The sequence below is a fragment of the Gemmatimonadaceae bacterium genome (assembly GCA_035606695.1).
Lineage (GTDB): Bacteria > Gemmatimonadota > Gemmatimonadetes > Gemmatimonadales > Gemmatimonadaceae > JAQBQB01.
The window spans coordinates 69,780-85,541 of sequence record DATNEW010000032.1 but is presented as its reverse complement, the minus strand read 5'-3'; the positions used below and the strand labels follow the sequence as shown (position 1 = coordinate 85,541).

Genomic DNA, 15,762 nt, shown 5'->3' with positions numbered 1-15,762 from the left:
CGGAGCCGAAGCCGAGATCCTTCGGCTCGTCATTCATCTGCGCGAGAAGATCAGGCGATGCCATGGGGCAAATCTACCGCAAGTTGAGAAGAGGCTCGACTAACACGGCGTAGTGTGGCCCAGAGCACTCTAGGCGTTAGGCCTGAGGCGATGGGCTGGAGGGAAACCTCGCGCCTAACGCCGCAGGCCTAACGCCTAGAGTAGTTGTGTGCGTGACTCTCGCTATTGGGCGAAAGCCGCCGACATCACGGAACGATCGTTCCTGCTTGCTGCGCTTTGAGCTGCTGCCAGTACTCGTCCATCTTGATGCGCGGAATGCCGTTCGTCATCCACTCCGGCGCCGGCGTGCCCTTCAGATAGTGGTCGAACCAATCCTTCTGGCGCATCGCGTAGTCCTTCATGTTGACCGGGCGCGCGAGGCCGTGGTTCTCGCCGACGTACTCGAGCAGGATCACGTCCTTCTGGAGCTGGCGAAGTGTGTTGAAGTACGTGATGCCCTGATTGAAGTCCACCGCGCCATCCTTGTCGTTCGCCAGGATGATGAGCGGCGTCTTCACATTCTTCGCATGAAAGTTCGGTGAATTGCGGATGTAGGCGTCGTAGTTGTCAATGTAGTTGCCCTTGAAGCGGCCCTGGCTCGCCTCGAAGATCGCCTGATCGGCGCCGCCCGTGTTCCAGTAGATCGAGCCGTACATGCTCACCATGTCGGTGAGCGGCGCGCCGGCGATCGCGGCCTTGAAGATGTTCGTCTGCGTGACGAGGAAGGCCGTCTGGTAGCCGCCCCACGAGTGCCCCCACAAACCAACGTCCGCCGAGTCGACGATGCCGGTGGCGATCGCGGCTTTGACGGCCGGGACCACGCACCACACGGCCGACATGCCGGGGTCGTTCACCCTGTACACGATGTCGGGATCGAGCACCGCGTAGCCGCGGCTCGTGTAGAGCGAACGATTCGGCGTGCTCGTCTCGTTGAGCGAGACGTAATTGTGCGCCAGGTTCGAGCGCTTCTCGTAGATCGTCACGAGCAGCGGATACTTCTTGCCCGGCTCGTAGTTCGCCGGCAGATACAGCGCGCCCTGCAGCTTGTCACCCTTGGCGCTCGTGTAGTTGATGAGCTTCACGCCGCTCGTCCACGCGAAATCCTTCTGCTGCGGATTGGCGTCGGTGAGCTGGCGTCCCGGCTTGAGACTCGCGTCGGTGACGTAGTAGTTCGGAAAGTCGATGGCCGTCTGCCGCGTGTACACGTAGACGTCGGCGTCCTTCGCCTTCTGGAAATTGTAATTCGCATCGTCGAACACGATGCGCTGCGCGCCCGGCTTGTTCGGTTCCACCTTCGAGACGCCGGACTTCTTCGTCCATTCACCGTACGTGGCGAAGTAGATCGGCTGCGACATGTCCACGCCTTCGGCGTTGCCGGCACCGCCACGACCGCCGCGTCCACCGCGTCCACCCGCCGGCGCGCCCGCGCGCGTCTGCTCGAACGCCAGGATCCGCTGATAGCGAATCTGATTCTTTTTCCCATCCACGGTGAGGTTCACCGCGGTGCCGCCGTTCACCGGCACCTTCCACACGTCGAAGCCGTCGGAGAGCAGCACGGCGCTGCCGTCCTTCGTCCAGCCGAGTGAGGCGTCGGGCGGCATGACGATGTTGTTGTGATCGTCCGAGGTGTCGGCGAACAACGTCGGCACGCCCTTCGAGATGACGTGCTGCTCACCGGTCGCGAGATCCATCACGTGCCACTGCGCGTCGTCACCCCAGTAGAGGGCGTTCTTGCCGTTGGGCGACGCAATGTTCGCGTTCCCGAGATGCTTCTTGAGCAGCAGCTTGCGCGCGCCCGTCGTGAGATCGACCGAGTACGTGTCCTGATAGCGGCGCCCGTTGTAACTCGAAGCCTGATCGTATTCGCGCGTGTCGGTGCCGACCGCGAAATGATCGTGCGGCGTCACATTCACGGTGCGCAGCGCGTCATCAGCGAGGCGGATGACCTTGTTGTCAGCGATGCGATATTCGCTCAGGTAGTTGAACGAGCGGTCCTGCTGCTCCTGCACGATCTGCTGCGACTGGAGGCGCGGATCCTTGTAGTGCCAGAGGATGAGCGACGGATTCTCTTCCTGCGCTTCGTTCACGCGCGGCTGGTTGATGGTGCCGCCCATGCCCGGCGCGCCGGCCTGCACGATGCTGCTGCCGCGCGCCGCGAGCGTGCGCGTGCCCGGCTTTTTCGCTTCGCGCACGCCGAAGAAGATCGTCTGGAGATCTTCGGAGAAGCGCGGCGCACGCGTTGGCGCGATCGCCATGCTCGACGGGAAATCCGAGTGCTGTGACGCGTCGAAGACCAGCTTCTTCGGCTGCGCTGATGCGATGTCGGTGAACGCGACGACCGAGTAGATCGTATCGCGCGCCGTGGAATCCACTCGGCCGCGCAGCACGGTCAGCGCCTGATTCGTGTCGGCCCACGCGAGGCTGCGGTACAACGCGCGGTCGGAGTCGATCGCCTTCACGACGTCCGTCCGCATGTCGCGCAGCTGCACGCCGTTGCCGATCTCGTCGCGCGCATCGATGGTGTACGCGAGATACTCGCCGTCTTCATCGAACGCGAATTCGGCGACGTTGCCGATGTTCACGGCTTCGCCATTCGCGAGATTGTGGAGCACGAGGTCGGAGCCCGCGGTCCGCGATGTCGCCCCGGCGTTATTCCCACCGGTTGCGCCGGTCGCGGGCGCTTCGGCTTGCGCCGGATAGCTCTGCATCGCAATCCACGTCGGCTTCTCGCCGTTGAACGCGAAGCGGCGCACCGCATCGAACTCCTGCTTGGCGCCGGTCGCGAGGTTCACCAGCTCGACCTTGTTGCGATTGGCTGCCGGCGCGCCATTCTGCGCGCCGCCTGGGGCCGCACCGCCGCGTCCACCGCGTCCCGCACGACCGTTCTGCGCACCCGCGGTCGTCGCGTTGGGATAGACGGTGAACGCCACCCACTTGGAGTCGCCGCTGATCGCGAGCGACGCGTTCGCGCCGGCGTCGCCGCCAGCCGCCGGACCGCCACGACCACCGCCACCGGCCGCGCTGGCGTCGCCGATCGGAAACTTCAACTCCTTCCCGTCCGGGGCGGTCGACTTCACGATCACCTCGGCATTCCCCTCATTCGGGGCGAGCACGTACGCGAACCACTTGCCGTCGTTCGACAGCACGCTCTGGCGAATGCTCTTCCACGCCTTGAGGTCGGCCGTCTGCAACTGCTTGGTGCCGTGCGGCGCGGCTTGGGCGCCGGCAGCCGGCGCGTGCGCGGCGAGGAAAACGATGGGCGCGGCGGTCAGGAGGCGCCGCAGAGACCGGTGGGGGTAATGCATGAAGGCTCCCCGTCAGAGACGGTGCTGCAAGGGAATGCGGGGTGGGAACTGGCGTTGTCCGGAGCTAAGAAGCTACGGTTGTGGCACTTACCTGTCCAACTCGTGCGTTCACAAGGGCCCTTGGCGTCCGCTGCGCCTGTCCATCGGTGGGCGGTCGCCCACCAAATGTTAAAGTCCGAATGCCGCGCGACCGATACTCGGTTGTGGGAACGTGTGCTCCACAACGAGGGAATACCATGCGGAAAACGGTTTTCGGGGCCGTAGTGTTGGCTGCGAGCTCGGCATTTATCTACGGATGCCACCAGACTCATCCGTCGCTGCGGCCTGACGCCCAGGGAAATGCGGCGCCGATTCGCGAGGTCGCGACGGAAGCTCATGCGCGCGACATCCAGCTCGAGCCCTACGACGCGGTCGATCACCTATATAAGAATGCGAAAAGCCAGCTGCCGTCGTCGGTGCGCCTTGCGGTGCTCGACACGGCGGATTGGGACGCGATCTGGAGGCGGATCGTCGGCTCGAGCTCGCCGGCGCCGCTGCCGAACGTGGACTTCTCGCGCGAGATGCTGCTGGTCGTCGGCATGGGCCAGGCGCCGTGCATGGGCTATCAGATCAATGTCGACACCGTGTTCCGCGACAAGGACAAGCGCATTTATGCGGTCGTTCGCGAGCGGCATCATGGATCGCGCTGCGGCTGTTTGAATGAAGTGGTGTCGCCGGTGGACGTGATCAAGGTGCCGCGGACGGTGCGGCCGGTGACGTTCCTCGAGCGTCGCGAGACGAACGTGTGCGAGGAGCGGTAGGGTCGGGTATCGAGCACTCCGAGTCGTCCTCTAACTCGAGGTGCAGGCCCGCCAACCCCGCCGCGCGGCCCGCCGGCAACTTCCCTCTTGCCCACTACATCCGTCACGGATATAGTGGGCATCATGGTATCGCGACCCGATCCGAGCGCACAGCTCCCGCTCACACCCGTCGTGCTGCACATCCTGCTCATCCTGGCCGAGGGCGAACGGCACGGCTACGCGATCGCGCAGGAAGTGGAAGCGATCACGAATGGGCAAATGCGGATGGGTCCGGGCACGCTGTACGGGTCCATTCAACGAATGCTCGCGTCGTCGCTCATCGACGAAGCGCCGCACCGGAAGCGCGCGGGCGATGACGACGACCGGCGGCGATACTACCGCGTGACTCCGTTCGGCCGCCGAGTCCTGGAGCTCGAGCTCGAGCGGCTCGCCGCGGTCGTGCGCCTGGCCCGCTCGCGTGACCTGCTTCGCGATCCACGGCCCGCGTAGCGATGCGCCAAGCTTTTTTCGAGCGCGCCTATCGCGCTTTACTGCTGATTTTTCCGCGCGACTTTCGCGCGCGCTTCGGCGGCGAGATGGCCGCCTTCGCGCATGAACGACTCGACACGGCACGCCGTCGTGGGACTCGCGCGCTCGCACGCGAAGGCGTGGAACTCATCGTCGATCTCGCGACGGGCGCCGTTCGCGAATGGTCGGCACGCACTCCCGAACCCGCACGACAATTTCCAGCATCACTTCCAGCTTCGCTTCCAACACCGCGGCAACGCCCAAGGGACAGCATGGACATTCTCGCGCACGATCTCCGATTCGCGCTACGGTCGCTCCGGCGGCGGCCGGCATTCACGCTCGTTGCGGTGCTTACTCTCGCCCTGGGCATCGGAGCCAACACCGCGGTGTTCTCGGTCGTGAACGCGGTGCTCATTCGGCCGCTTCCCTATCCCGATCCCGACCGGCTTGCGGTGCTGTGGGGCACACAGGGCACGCAGGGTGGACAAGGCGTCGTATACGCCGATTACCTCGACTGGCGTGCTCGCAACCACACCTTCGCCGATCTCGGCGCGTTCCGTGGCCAGAGCGTGAATCTCACGGGCGGCGATGCGCCCGATCGGCTCATCGGTTCCTTCGTGAGCGCGAGCTTTCTTCGTGTCATCGGGGCGCAGACGTCTCGCGGCCGGTTGTTCACCGACGCGGAGACCGAAGTCGCGACCAAGGCGCCTGTTGCAGTTCTCTCATACGAATGCTGGCAAACGCGGTTCGGCGGCGATCCGGCGATCCTCGGCAAACCGATCGTGCTCAACGGCACGACGTTCACGATCGTCGGCGTCACGACGCCAAATATGCAGATGCCGCTCGGGGCGCCGGATGTGAGCGTGCCGATCGGGTATTATCCCAACGCGCACGGGCTCGATCGTGGCACGCGCGGCATTCTCGTCGCGGGCCGGCTCAAGCCCGGCGTCACCCTGGACGCGGCGCGCGGCGACATCAGTGCCATTGAGAAGCAGCTCGCGAAGGAGTATCCCACGACGAACGAGGGAACCGGCGCCGAAGTGGTTTCCCTGGAGGAGGTCACGGTCGGCGGCGTTCGTGGACGATTGCTGATCATTCTCGCCGCGGTCGTCGCGGTATTGCTGATCGCGTGCGCGAACGTCGCGAATCTTCAGTTGGCGCGCGGCGCGGCTCGCGGTCGGGAGTTGTCGGTGCGCGCCGCGCTCGGTGCGGGGCGCGGCCGGATCGCGCAGCAGCTGCTCACCGAAAATGTCGTGCTGGCGCTGGCCGGTGGCGTCGCCGGCATCGGGCTTGGTGTCGTCCTCACGAAAGCGCTCGTCGCGCTCATCGGACCGCAATTGCCGGTCGACGCATCGGACATTCGATTCGACGCGCGCGTGCTGTCATTCACGCTCGCGACGTCGATCCTCACGGGATTGCTGTTCGGCCTGGCGCCCGCGTGGCAGGCATCGCGCGCGAATCTCAACGACATGCTGCGAAGCCGCGGGTCGGATGGAGCGAGCACGACGACGCGCAATGTGCTCGCGGTCGTGCAGCTGGCATTGTCGCTGGCGCTGCTCTCGTCGGCGGGACTGCTGACGCGGTCGCTGCTCGCGCTCGAGCGCGTCGATCCAGGGTTCGATTCGCGGAATCTCCTGACCGCGCAGCTCCGTTTGCCGGCGGTGAAGTACGACTCGCCGGACAAGATCGTCGTCGCGTTCGATCGTCTCGCGCAGGAGCTGCGTGCGATCCCCGGTGTCGAAGCGGCGGCGCTCGTTCGGGCCTCGCCATTCAGCGGAAACGGTGAGAGTTATCCCGTCGAGATCGAGGGTAAGCCGCCGGTAAATCCTGGCGACGCGCCGCAAATGCAGCTGAACAGCGTCAGTCCCGGCTATTTCGCGGCCATGCGCATTCCACTGCGTCTGGGACGCGACGTGCAGACGACGGATCGCGCGGGATCGCTGCCCGTCATCGTGGTCAATAAAGCGTTCGCCGAAGCGACGTGGCCGCACGAGTCGCCGATCGGCAAGCGCATCAAGACCGGCACGGAAGAATGGCGGACCGTCGTCGGAGTGGTCGGCGACACGCGGCACTACACGTTGAACGAGACGCAGTTGCTTCAGGGCTACGTCCCGCACGACCAGCGTCCGCAGGTCTTCACGAGCCTCGTCGTGCGAACGAACGGCAACCCGCTCGCCATGGCGAAGAGTGTTCGTGAAGCCATCTGGCGCGTGGACCGCGATCAACCCGTATGGCGCTTTCGCGACATGGAGCAGGATCTCCAGGGCGTCGTCGCGTCGAAGAAGACGATGATGTGGCTCACCGGTCTCTTCGCGGTCGTCGCGTTGCTCGTGGCGACGATCGGCATCTACGGCGTGTTGAGCTACACGATGTCGCAGCGTACGCGCGAAGTCGGCGTACGCGTCGCGCTCGGCGCCAGCGCGTCGCAGGTAACCGCGATGGTAGTACGCGAGGGCATACGGCTCGTCGGCGCGGCGGTCGTGGTCGGACTGCTAGCGTCGGTCGTGGCCGCGCGCCTGCTGCGCGGTGAGCTGTACGGCGTCGCATCGACCGACGTCGTCACGTTCGCCACCGTCACCATCGTGCTGTCGGGCGTGGCGATGCTCGCGTGCTACATCCCGGCGCGCCGCGCGAGTCGAGTCGATCCGATGATCGCGCTACGCACCGAATAATCAGTCGCGCTTGGCGGCGGCGAGCTGCGGCCGCACGACGAGAATGAGTGCGCGATCGCTTCCGGCCGCATACTGGCTCGCGGGCGGAAGCTGCTCCACGGTGCCACCGTTCGGTTGCGGCTTGTAGCCGAGCGGCACCTGCGCGCGAGCCGTCTGAACCGACGTTCCGAGGACGACCGTGTGACCCATCGGGATGGTCACGCCGGTGCTCAATATGATGTTGTGCGTCATGCCGGCGTGCGCCGTCTCCTGCAAATACACCTTGAGATGAATCGTGGCGTCGGCGCCCTCGCCGGAGATTTCTTCGACGGTCGTCGAGAGCTCGTAATCCTGTCCATCCGCGCTCAGCGTCTGGGTCGTGGAGGACCGTTCCGACGCGTTGATCAACGCGGTGCTTATCAGATGATAGCCGGAGAAGCGCAGCACCGTCCGCAGCACGGAGTCCAGCGAGGCCAGCACGGGATCGCGCCGATTGGTGTAGTCGCCGGAAACGAGCTGGAAGCTGAGCGTCACCGTCGTCGGCGAGCGATCGTATTGTGCGAGCAGCTTCTCCATTTCCGCGATCGTTCTCGCCGAGCCGCGCAACGTGACGGCGTGAATGCCTTGGCCGGCCGTGTACACGCCGCCGCGTCCCAGCATGTAGGGCGTGAGCAGCGCGACCGCGTCGCTGTTGGTCAGGTGATGCAGCTGCACCGTTCGCACGGCGACGGTGTCCGGCCCGGACTGTGAATGAACGGCGCCGATTGGAGCGACGAACAACCCGGCCAGCGCGAGCGTTATTAGCGTTTTCATAACCCACCGTCGTTGGACAGCCACACGACCGTGACCGTCGGGTCTTTCGTCTTGAACACCGTGGCGTGCTGCCCGCGCGCGACGTCTACGGAAACCGTCTGCGGGCCGGGAGCGCGAACAGCCGCGACCGCCGGCGCCGGCGCAGACACGGCACGAGACCTCGCGCGATGCACGGAGAACGTCAACACGCCGACGACGAGTGCGGCGATCGGCAGCAGCGTGACAACAACGTGCTCGCGGTGCGACCAGCGACGCGACACGGCCGCGCCGAGCGCATCGAGATCGTTCGCCAGTGCTCGAGCAAGGGCGCGACACGCCGGGCACGCCGCAACATGCTCGGCGAGCGCGCCGCCTCCCCGGCCGTGCAATTCGGCGGGGTCGGCGGTGAGCATGGCGCGTCGGGCTTCGTCGCAAGTCATGAGCGATACTCCGTCAACATGCGTTCGTGGTTCGCGATCAGCTGGGCGCGAATCGCGCGGCGCGCCTTGAAGAGATGCGCGCGCACCGTGACCTGTTCCATCTTCAACTCCCGCGCGACATCGGCCGGCGTCATACCACGAATGTCGGTCAACTCGAAAATCAAACGCTGCTTTCGCGGCAACGCGTCGACGTAACGCAGAGCGAACGAGACGAGCGTTTTTGCATCAGTGTTCGGCTCGGACGGCGCCGACGCCGCAGGCTCTCCGACATGGTTCTGGAGCAACGCCGCTCGGCGCTGCTCGCGGCGCCGCTGCGACAGCGCGACGTTGCGCGTGACGGTGAACAGCCAGGTGCTGAAGCGGCTGCGGCCCTCGAATTGGCCAAGGCGCCGCTCCAGATCGATCAATACTTCCTGCGCGATGTCTTCGGCCGCGTCCTCATCGGAGGCAAAGCGCGTCGCCCAGATGCGCACGCGCAGTTGGACGCGTGCAACCAGGCTATTCAATGCGGCCGGGCGTCCCGCGCGCACGTCCTCGAGCAGCGACGGCAGATCGCCGTCGTCCTCGCCCCCGATCACGAGCGTCCGAGTGAGCACACCCATCAGACGTCGCGATCGCATGGCGCGTTTACCGCGCTACGCGCCGAATTCGATCCCGTGACGTTCCCGCCCGAACCAGCAGGCGATGACCCCGAGCGCGAAGACCGTCGCGGCAGTGAAAGACATGGCATGGGCGTAGGACATGCGCTCCGAGAACACGGCCTCGATGTACGCCACCGTTCCGGCGACCGCGGATCCGCATTGATACGCGAAGCCAGGGAGGAATCCGCGGACCGAGTCCGGCGCCATCTCGTTGATGTGCGCCGGAATGACGCCCCACGCGCCTTGCACCATGAATTGCATCGCGAAGCCGCCGGCGATCAGCATGCCCATCGTCGGTGAGAGCGCCCACAGCGGAATGACGCAGATCGCGAGCAGCAGCGCGGTGATGATCGCGCGCTTTCGGCCGATGCGATCGGAGAAGTAGCCGAACAGAATGCCGCCGGTAATGGCGCCGACATTGGCGATCATGCTGATCACCGCGACGCGCTGCGGCGTGAACTTCCAATCCGACTTGAGGAACGTCGGATACATGTCCTGCGTGCCGTGCGAGATGAAGTTCATCATCGTCATGAACACGAACAGGTACAGGAACAGCTTCCAGTGCGACGCGATCTGACGCATGTACGCGTTGAACGTCGCGTGCGTATGGCGCGTACGCTCCCAGACCTCCGATTCCTTGACCTGCGACCGCACGTACACGGCGAGCAAGGCCGGAATGCCGCCGATGAAGAACATCGCCCGCCAGCCGACGTGCGGAAACACGAAGAAGAAACACACGGCCGCAAGCAGGTTGCCCGTTGCGTAGCCTTCTTGCAGCAAGCCGGAAAGAATACCGCGCTGATGCTTCGGCGCTTTCTCCATCGCCAGCGACGCGCCGACACCCCATTCGCCGCCCATGCCGATGCCGAACAGGGCGCGCAGGATCATGAACGTCGCGTAGTTCGGCGCGAACCCCGTCGCGACTTCGACCGCGGCGTAGAAGACGAGGTTGATCATCAGCGGGAGCTTTCGGCCCCACCGGTCGGCCATCAAGCCGAAGATGAGCGCACCGACGGGGCGAAATGCCAGCGTCAGCGTCAACGACAGTGCGATGGCCTTGTCCGGTCGCCCGAATTCCTTGGCGATCGCGGTCAGCGTGTACGTGACGAGGAAGAAATCGAAGGCGTCGAGCGTCCAGCCCAGAAAACTGGCGATGACGGCGGCGCGGTGGCCTTGTACAACGGGCGCGGCGTAGGCCGCGCCCGGATTCTGGTCGGCGGAAGTTGTCGTGGGCACGGCGGAGAATATGCCGCCGAGTCCGACGGTCCGCTACGGCGCTTCGCTACGGCGCTTCGCTACGGCGTTTCGCTACGCTTCGCTACGGCGATCCGTCGACGTTCACGTGCGCGCGTGCGGCTCGATGCGTCTTGCGGCGCGACGTGTGCGACGTGTGCGTCGTGTGAGTCAACGCAACGTCGCCGGCGGCCGTGCGAACGCGCCCGCTGTCCGGCAGCGCGGCCAACTGAAAGCGCGGCTCGCGATCCTGATGCAACACGGCAACGTGAAAGTGAACCGGATGCCGCTCTTCGGTTGCTTCGATGATGTGCGCCGACTCGAGACCAACAAGGCTCGTACGCAGCCACTTGAGGCAGACCGGATTGCGCGGCTTCCGAAAATCAACCGCCATGCCGGTCGGATGGACCGACTTGGGCGACGCGTTGCGCGGCTGCTTGTCGATCGGGCGCGCGCCGCTCGTCACGCCAATGCGCTCGCCGCATGCGGTGTGATACTCGTGCGCAAGGGAATCCGCGAAGCGCTTCGTGGCCGGCAGGACGAATGGAAACGTCGCGCGATCGAGCTCGAGATCATCGGTCATCACGATGAGCTTGAGCGCACCGACCCGTGCGGCTTCGTAAATGTCCGCCGTCGTACGCGTGAACTCGAGCCCTTCCGACTGCGCGGTGGAATACATGAGGTCAACGCTCTCGCGCGATCCACGCAGCGATTGAGCGTGCGCCGGGGCCGAAGCGACGACCGCGGTAACGAGAGCGAGCGCGAGTGCCGAAAAGGCCGGTGTAACGAATCGTGACAGCTGCATATCCCTTCCTAGTGCAGCCATCGGACCACAACTCTGTCAGTATCCGGCGGCGTGACCGTCCTTGCGTGGATCCGAGCCCGCGACATAGCCGCGCTTGAGCTTGATGATCGCCTGGCTTCCCCCGAAGCGATCGGGCTTGGTCACCACGATGTTGTGGCCGAGCGCCCTCAACTGCGCGAGCACACTGTCGGGAATGACCGACTCGACTTCGACGCGCGTCCCCGTGTCGTGACGGAAGCGCGGCGCGTCCATCGCCGCCTGCACGTCCATGCCGAATACGAGATGATTGATGATGAATTGCGCATGACCCTGCGCCTGCATGCTGCCGCCCATCAGTCCGAAGCTCATGTATGGCTCGTCGCCCGTTCCGTCCGCGGCGGAGGTAGCGCCGGGCCGTGTGATGAATCCCGGAATGAGCGTGTGAAACGGGCGCTTTCCGGGCGCGACCGTATTCGGAAGTCCCGGCTCGAGCGTGAATCCGGCGCCGCGGTCGTGCAGCGCGAACCCGGTGCCCGGCACGACGACGCCTGATCCGAATTCATCGAACAGGCTGTTGATGAACGACACCATGTTGCCGTCCTTGTCGGCGACGGTGAGATAGATCGTCTCACTCGATGTGCGTTCCGGTCCGGGCTCGACGGTCGTTTGCGCGTGGTGCTCGTCGATGTGACTGCGCCGCTCCTTGATGAACTCATCCGACAACATGCGACTCGGCGGAATCGTGAGGTGGTCGGCGTCGCCGACGTAGCGCGCGAGATCGGCGTACGCGAGCTTCTTCGCCTCGATGAGGTGATGCAGATACGTCGCGGAGTTCTGACCCATGCCCTTGAGATCGTACGGGTCGAGAATGCGCAGCATCTCCAGCGTCGCGATGCCCTGGTTATTCGGCGGAAGCTCCCAGACGCGATACCCCTTGAACAGCGTCGAAATCGGCGTCACCCACGTTGGCTGATTCTTCTTCAGATCGTCGAGCGTGAGGAATCCGCCGAGTTGCTGCAGCCGGGAGACAATTTTTTGTCCCAACGCGCCACCGTAGAACGCCGACGTTCCTTCGCGCGCAAGCTCGCGATACGTCGCCGCGAGATCCGGATTGCGGAAGAAGTCTCCCGCTTTCGGCGTCTCGCCATTCACCAGGAACGTCGCGCGCGCGCCCTCATCGCGCGACAGAATGTTTTTCGCGCCGGCCCAATCATTCGCGATCACCGGCGTGACGATGAACCCATTCTCGGCATAGTCGATCGCCGGCTGCAACGCCTGCGCCAGCGAGATGGTGCCGTACTTCTTGAGCAGCGCGTCCCACCCCGCGACGGCACCGGGCACCGTAACAGTCTCGGGCCCACGCGGAATGCGCGTCTGCTTGCGCCGCGCGAACTCGTCCGTCGTCATCAACGTTCCCGCGCGGCCGCTTGCATTGATCGCGACGAGATGCTTCTCCTTCGCGCTCCACACGATGGCGAACATGTCGCCCCCGGGACCGGTCATCATCGGTTCGACGACGCCGAGTACGGCAGCGGCGGTAACCGCGGCGTCGATGGCGTTGCCGCCATTCTGCAGCACACGGATCGCCGCGGTGGTCGCCAACGGTTGGCTCGTCGCCGCGATCCCGTTTGGTGCGTAGACCGGCGAACGCCCCGCCATCGTACCGGGATGCTGCGCGTCGGCAACGAGTGGGGTCAGTGCGAGGCCGGCACCAGCTATGTATGAGCTCATGCGCATTGTCATTCCGAGCGAAGCGAGGAATCTGGCGTCCCGGTAGAGAGGCCAGCCAATCCGACTTGGACAGAAGATCCCTCGCTCCGCTCGGGATGACAAGCGGCTTCGCTCGGGATTAGAACCGCTGCGCCTGCGATGACAAGCGGGCGAGATCGTCGGGCGTGTCCACGTCCGACGGCATCGGCGCATCGATCTCGACATATGCGACGCGATCGCCGCTTCGCTCGATCAGCAGCCGAGCCCCGGCATCACCTTCCAATTCAGCGAGCGCACCGAACATCGACCGCGCGAAGAGCACCGGATGTCCGCGCACGCCGCGATAGCTGGCACTCACGATCGGTTTGGCCGTCGCGCGCCAACGTTCCGCCACGCCTCGTATGACGGCCGGTTCGAGCAGCGGCTGATCGCCGACGGAGACGATTATCGCCTCGACGTCGCCAGCCACCGCCTCCACGCCGCGCCGAAGGGACGTCGACAGTCCCAACGCCCAACGCTCATTCTCCACGATGTGCGCGTTCATCTCGCGCAGCGCACGTCGCACGGCATCGGCTTCGCTTCCGACCACGACGATGAGATCGTCCGTCTCTCCGCGCAGTATTCGCGCCGCATGCTCGACCACCGTCGCGCCGCGGTACGGCGCGACGAGCTTCTGCGAACCGAATCGCCGTGCCCCGCCCGCGGCGAGCAACAGCCCCGTAATCACGCGACCTCGCTCAGCGCGCGGTGCAGCGTGTCGAGCGGCAGCGTTACGCAACGCATTCGCGCGGGCGGCGGCTCCCCCTCGAGCGCGCGGTGCAGCCACTGCACATCGATCGCCCGCGCGCGCGATATACCCATGCCGCGCGCGTGCTCGGTCAACGTCGACGCCGCGGCAATGCAGATCGCGCAGGCGTCCGCGGTGAATCGCGCGTCAGCGATCGTGTCGTCATCGACCAGCAGCTCCACGCGAATTCGATCGCCACACAACGGATTCGCGCCCTCCACCGACACGGTCGCGTCGGGCAGTGGCCCGCGATTGCGCGGATGCTTGAAATGCTCGAGCACGATCGCGCGAAATGCCGTCACGCGCGCTTGCCGGCCATGCCAGCCTTTCCACTGCGCACCGCGACAACTTCGCCGATGATCGACAGCGCGACTTCGGCCGAGCTCCTGCCGCCGATGTCGAGACCGATCGGCGTGTGAATGCGCTGCAGCTCTTCGTCGCTGTAGCCCTCTTCGCGCAGAATGTCGCGCACCGCCGCACCGCGCTTCCTGCTCCCGAGCAGGCCGAGATAACCCACGTTCGAGCGCAGCAGCTGCCGCAGCACCGGCAGCTCGTACTTGTAGTCGTGCGCGACGAGAATCGCGGCGACGTTCGGCGTGGCCGGAATGCGCGCGACAATCTCCGAGGGCATTCCAATCTGAATCTCGTCCGCATCCGGAAAGCGCGCGCGGGTCGCGTAGCGCTCGCGTCCGTCGATGACGACGCTTCGCATCTCGAGCTCGCGCGCGAATTTCGTGAGCGACATCGCGATCTGGCCGGCGCCGACGATCACCAGTGTCGTCGGCGGTGCCACGCGGTCGATGAATGTTCGGCCGTCGGAAACAGCCGCGGTGAGCTCCGACGCCGGCACGGCGAATGGCGCACCTGCCGGCTCGATCGGCGTGACGATCGCCGCCGCATTCCCGCGCGCGAGAATCTCGGCCGCCTGTGCGTGCGCCGCGACGACGGGATCGTTCTCGTCCCCGGGCCGCACGCGCTCGATGAGCACCTCGATCGTGCCACCGCACGTGAGACCGATTTCCCACGCCTCGTCATCGTCGAGCGAAATCGACAGCACGCGCCGGCCGCCCGTCTCGAGCAGCGCGTCCGACGCCTCGACCACCTGGGCGTCGACACAACCGCCGATCGTCACGCCGCCGAGGATGCGGCCGCTCGAGCCGACGACCATCTTCGCGCCGATCTTCTTCGACGTGCTTCCCGTCGCGCCGATGAGCGTCGCGAGGGCAACCGCCGGCTCGTTGCGCACCTCCGGCGGGAACGACTGAATCAGATCCTGCATGACCGAACGCTCCGCATGATCCCCTAGTCTACTTCGCGATCAGATCCAGCCATAGATGGCGAATCTCGCTCGCGCCGCGCGCATTGGGTTCGATGAGCGAGCGCTTCCAGTACCACCGGTCGGCCTCGGCGGCCGTCACCCCGTGTCCGAGAAACCGCGCGTACACGTCAGCGAGCATGACGCCGGGCGTCCCGGCCGCAAGAGAGCGGATGTGGTCGTTCAGCTTGTCGAGGACGTCGAGCGGCAGCTTGCCCACCTCATCGTAGACGCCTGGAATCTTCCCGGTCTGGTCGGACGGATCATACACCGTGGCAACGATCAACGTCCCGTTTTGATACTTCGCCCGCAGCTGATCGACGAGAAAGTCGTACGCCTCGGCGATGTCGTCCACGATGCGATCGAGGAGCTTTCGCGCGGGACGGCTGCCGTACGCGCTCAACAGATCATTGCCGCCGAGCGTGAGCGTGATCAGCGTCGGGGCGGTGCTGTCCTCGAGCAGGGGCATTTGCTCGCCGAACACGTCGCCGACCGTCGCGCCGTCCGAAGCGAGGTTCTGAAACTCGATGCCCGGATAGAGCGACGACAGATCGTTGCCGAGATCGTCCGGCCAGCGCTCTTCAGAGTTCTTGTACAAGAGCGATGCGGCGCCAAGCGGCGCGACGGCGCCGGCATCGACGCGGCGCTCGAGGGCCACCGCAACGTCGATCTCGCCGGCGTCGAGCGCGGGATAGAGGTCGATCGACATCGAGTCGCCCAGCGCGATGTACCTGGCGTAGGACTGGCCCGCGCTCATC

Annotated in this window: 14 protein-coding genes; 3 read left to right on the top strand and 11 right to left on the bottom strand. The window is 65.3% G+C overall.

The genetic code is table 11. The features are described 5' to 3' along the window. Window positions 1–245 precede the first annotated feature (245 nt). On the bottom strand, window positions 246–3,344 hold the full coding sequence (locus tag VN706_17580; protein HXT17456.1) for a prolyl oligopeptidase family serine peptidase: 3,099 nt from the start codon (window positions 3,342–3,344) through the stop codon (window positions 246–248). Window positions 3,345–3,580: 236 nt separating this feature from the next. On the opposite strand from VN706_17580, the gene VN706_17575 reads away from it, so the two are divergent. From VN706_17575 to VN706_17565, 3 genes are all read left to right on the top strand, one after another. Continuing rightward, window positions 3,581–4,144, top strand: coding sequence for a hypothetical protein (locus tag VN706_17575; GenBank protein ID HXT17455.1), 564 nt, complete (start codon window positions 3,581–3,583; stop codon window positions 4,142–4,144). Between the two features lie 87 nt (window positions 4,145–4,231). Further along, on the top strand, window positions 4,232–4,633 hold the full coding sequence (locus VN706_17570; GenBank protein ID HXT17454.1) for a PadR family transcriptional regulator: 402 nt from the start codon (window positions 4,232–4,234) through the stop codon (window positions 4,631–4,633). A gap of 2 nt (window positions 4,634–4,635) precedes the next feature. Then, entirely contained in the window at window positions 4,636–7,323 is a 2,688-nt protein-coding gene (locus tag VN706_17565; GenBank protein ID HXT17453.1) for an ABC transporter permease, read from the top strand. Here VN706_17565 and VN706_17560 read toward each other — a convergent pair whose 3' ends face one another. The 10 genes from VN706_17560 to VN706_17515 all read right to left on the bottom strand — a co-directional run bounded on the left by VN706_17560 (window position 7,324) and on the right by VN706_17515 (window position 15,761). Next, the gene (locus VN706_17560; protein ID HXT17452.1) at window positions 7,324–8,115 is read right to left on the bottom strand and encodes a hypothetical protein; all 792 of its coding nucleotides are present in this window, start codon (window positions 8,113–8,115) and stop codon (window positions 7,324–7,326) included. Further along, a complete protein-coding gene (locus VN706_17555; protein ID HXT17451.1) occupies window positions 8,112–8,534 on the bottom strand; it encodes a hypothetical protein in 423 nt (140 codons plus the stop codon). The genes VN706_17560 and VN706_17555 overlap by 4 nt, the downstream gene beginning before the upstream one ends. Further along, window positions 8,531–9,154: a sigma-70 family RNA polymerase sigma factor gene (locus tag VN706_17550; GenBank protein HXT17450.1), complete on the bottom strand. Its 624-nt coding sequence runs from the start codon at window positions 9,152–9,154 to the stop codon at window positions 8,531–8,533. The genes VN706_17555 and VN706_17550 overlap by 4 nt, the downstream gene beginning before the upstream one ends. Before the next feature lie 15 nt (window positions 9,155–9,169). After that, window positions 9,170–10,411 (bottom strand): MFS transporter, encoded by a 1,242-nt coding sequence (locus tag VN706_17545; GenBank protein ID HXT17449.1) that lies wholly within the window; start codon window positions 10,409–10,411, stop codon window positions 9,170–9,172. Between the two features lie 82 nt (window positions 10,412–10,493). Then, window positions 10,494–11,213, bottom strand: coding sequence for a DUF5715 family protein (locus VN706_17540; protein HXT17448.1), 720 nt, complete (start codon window positions 11,211–11,213; stop codon window positions 10,494–10,496). A 36-nt stretch (window positions 11,214–11,249) separates the two neighbouring features. Then, window positions 11,250–12,923 (bottom strand): gamma-glutamyltransferase, encoded by a 1,674-nt coding sequence (gene ggt, locus VN706_17535; GenBank protein HXT17447.1) that lies wholly within the window; start codon window positions 12,921–12,923, stop codon window positions 11,250–11,252. A 118-nt stretch (window positions 12,924–13,041) separates the two neighbouring features. Continuing rightward, on the bottom strand, window positions 13,042–13,629 hold the full coding sequence (locus VN706_17530) for a nucleotidyltransferase family protein (GenBank protein ID HXT17446.1): 588 nt from the start codon (window positions 13,627–13,629) through the stop codon (window positions 13,042–13,044). Beyond that, window positions 13,626–13,991, bottom strand: coding sequence for an iron-sulfur cluster assembly scaffold protein (locus VN706_17525; GenBank protein ID HXT17445.1), 366 nt, complete (start codon window positions 13,989–13,991; stop codon window positions 13,626–13,628). The genes VN706_17530 and VN706_17525 overlap by 4 nt, the downstream gene beginning before the upstream one ends. Beyond that, the gene (locus VN706_17520; GenBank protein HXT17444.1) at window positions 13,988–14,968 is read right to left on the bottom strand and encodes an XdhC family protein; all 981 of its coding nucleotides are present in this window, start codon (window positions 14,966–14,968) and stop codon (window positions 13,988–13,990) included. Before VN706_17520 ends, VN706_17525 begins: the two co-directional genes overlap by 4 nt. A 28-nt stretch (window positions 14,969–14,996) precedes the next feature. Further along, window positions 14,997–15,761 carry a GDSL-type esterase/lipase family protein gene (locus VN706_17515; protein HXT17443.1) on the bottom strand — a complete coding sequence of 255 codons (765 nt, stop codon included), beginning with the start codon at window positions 15,759–15,761 and terminating at the stop codon, window positions 14,997–14,999. Window position 15,762: the final 1 nt, after the last annotated feature.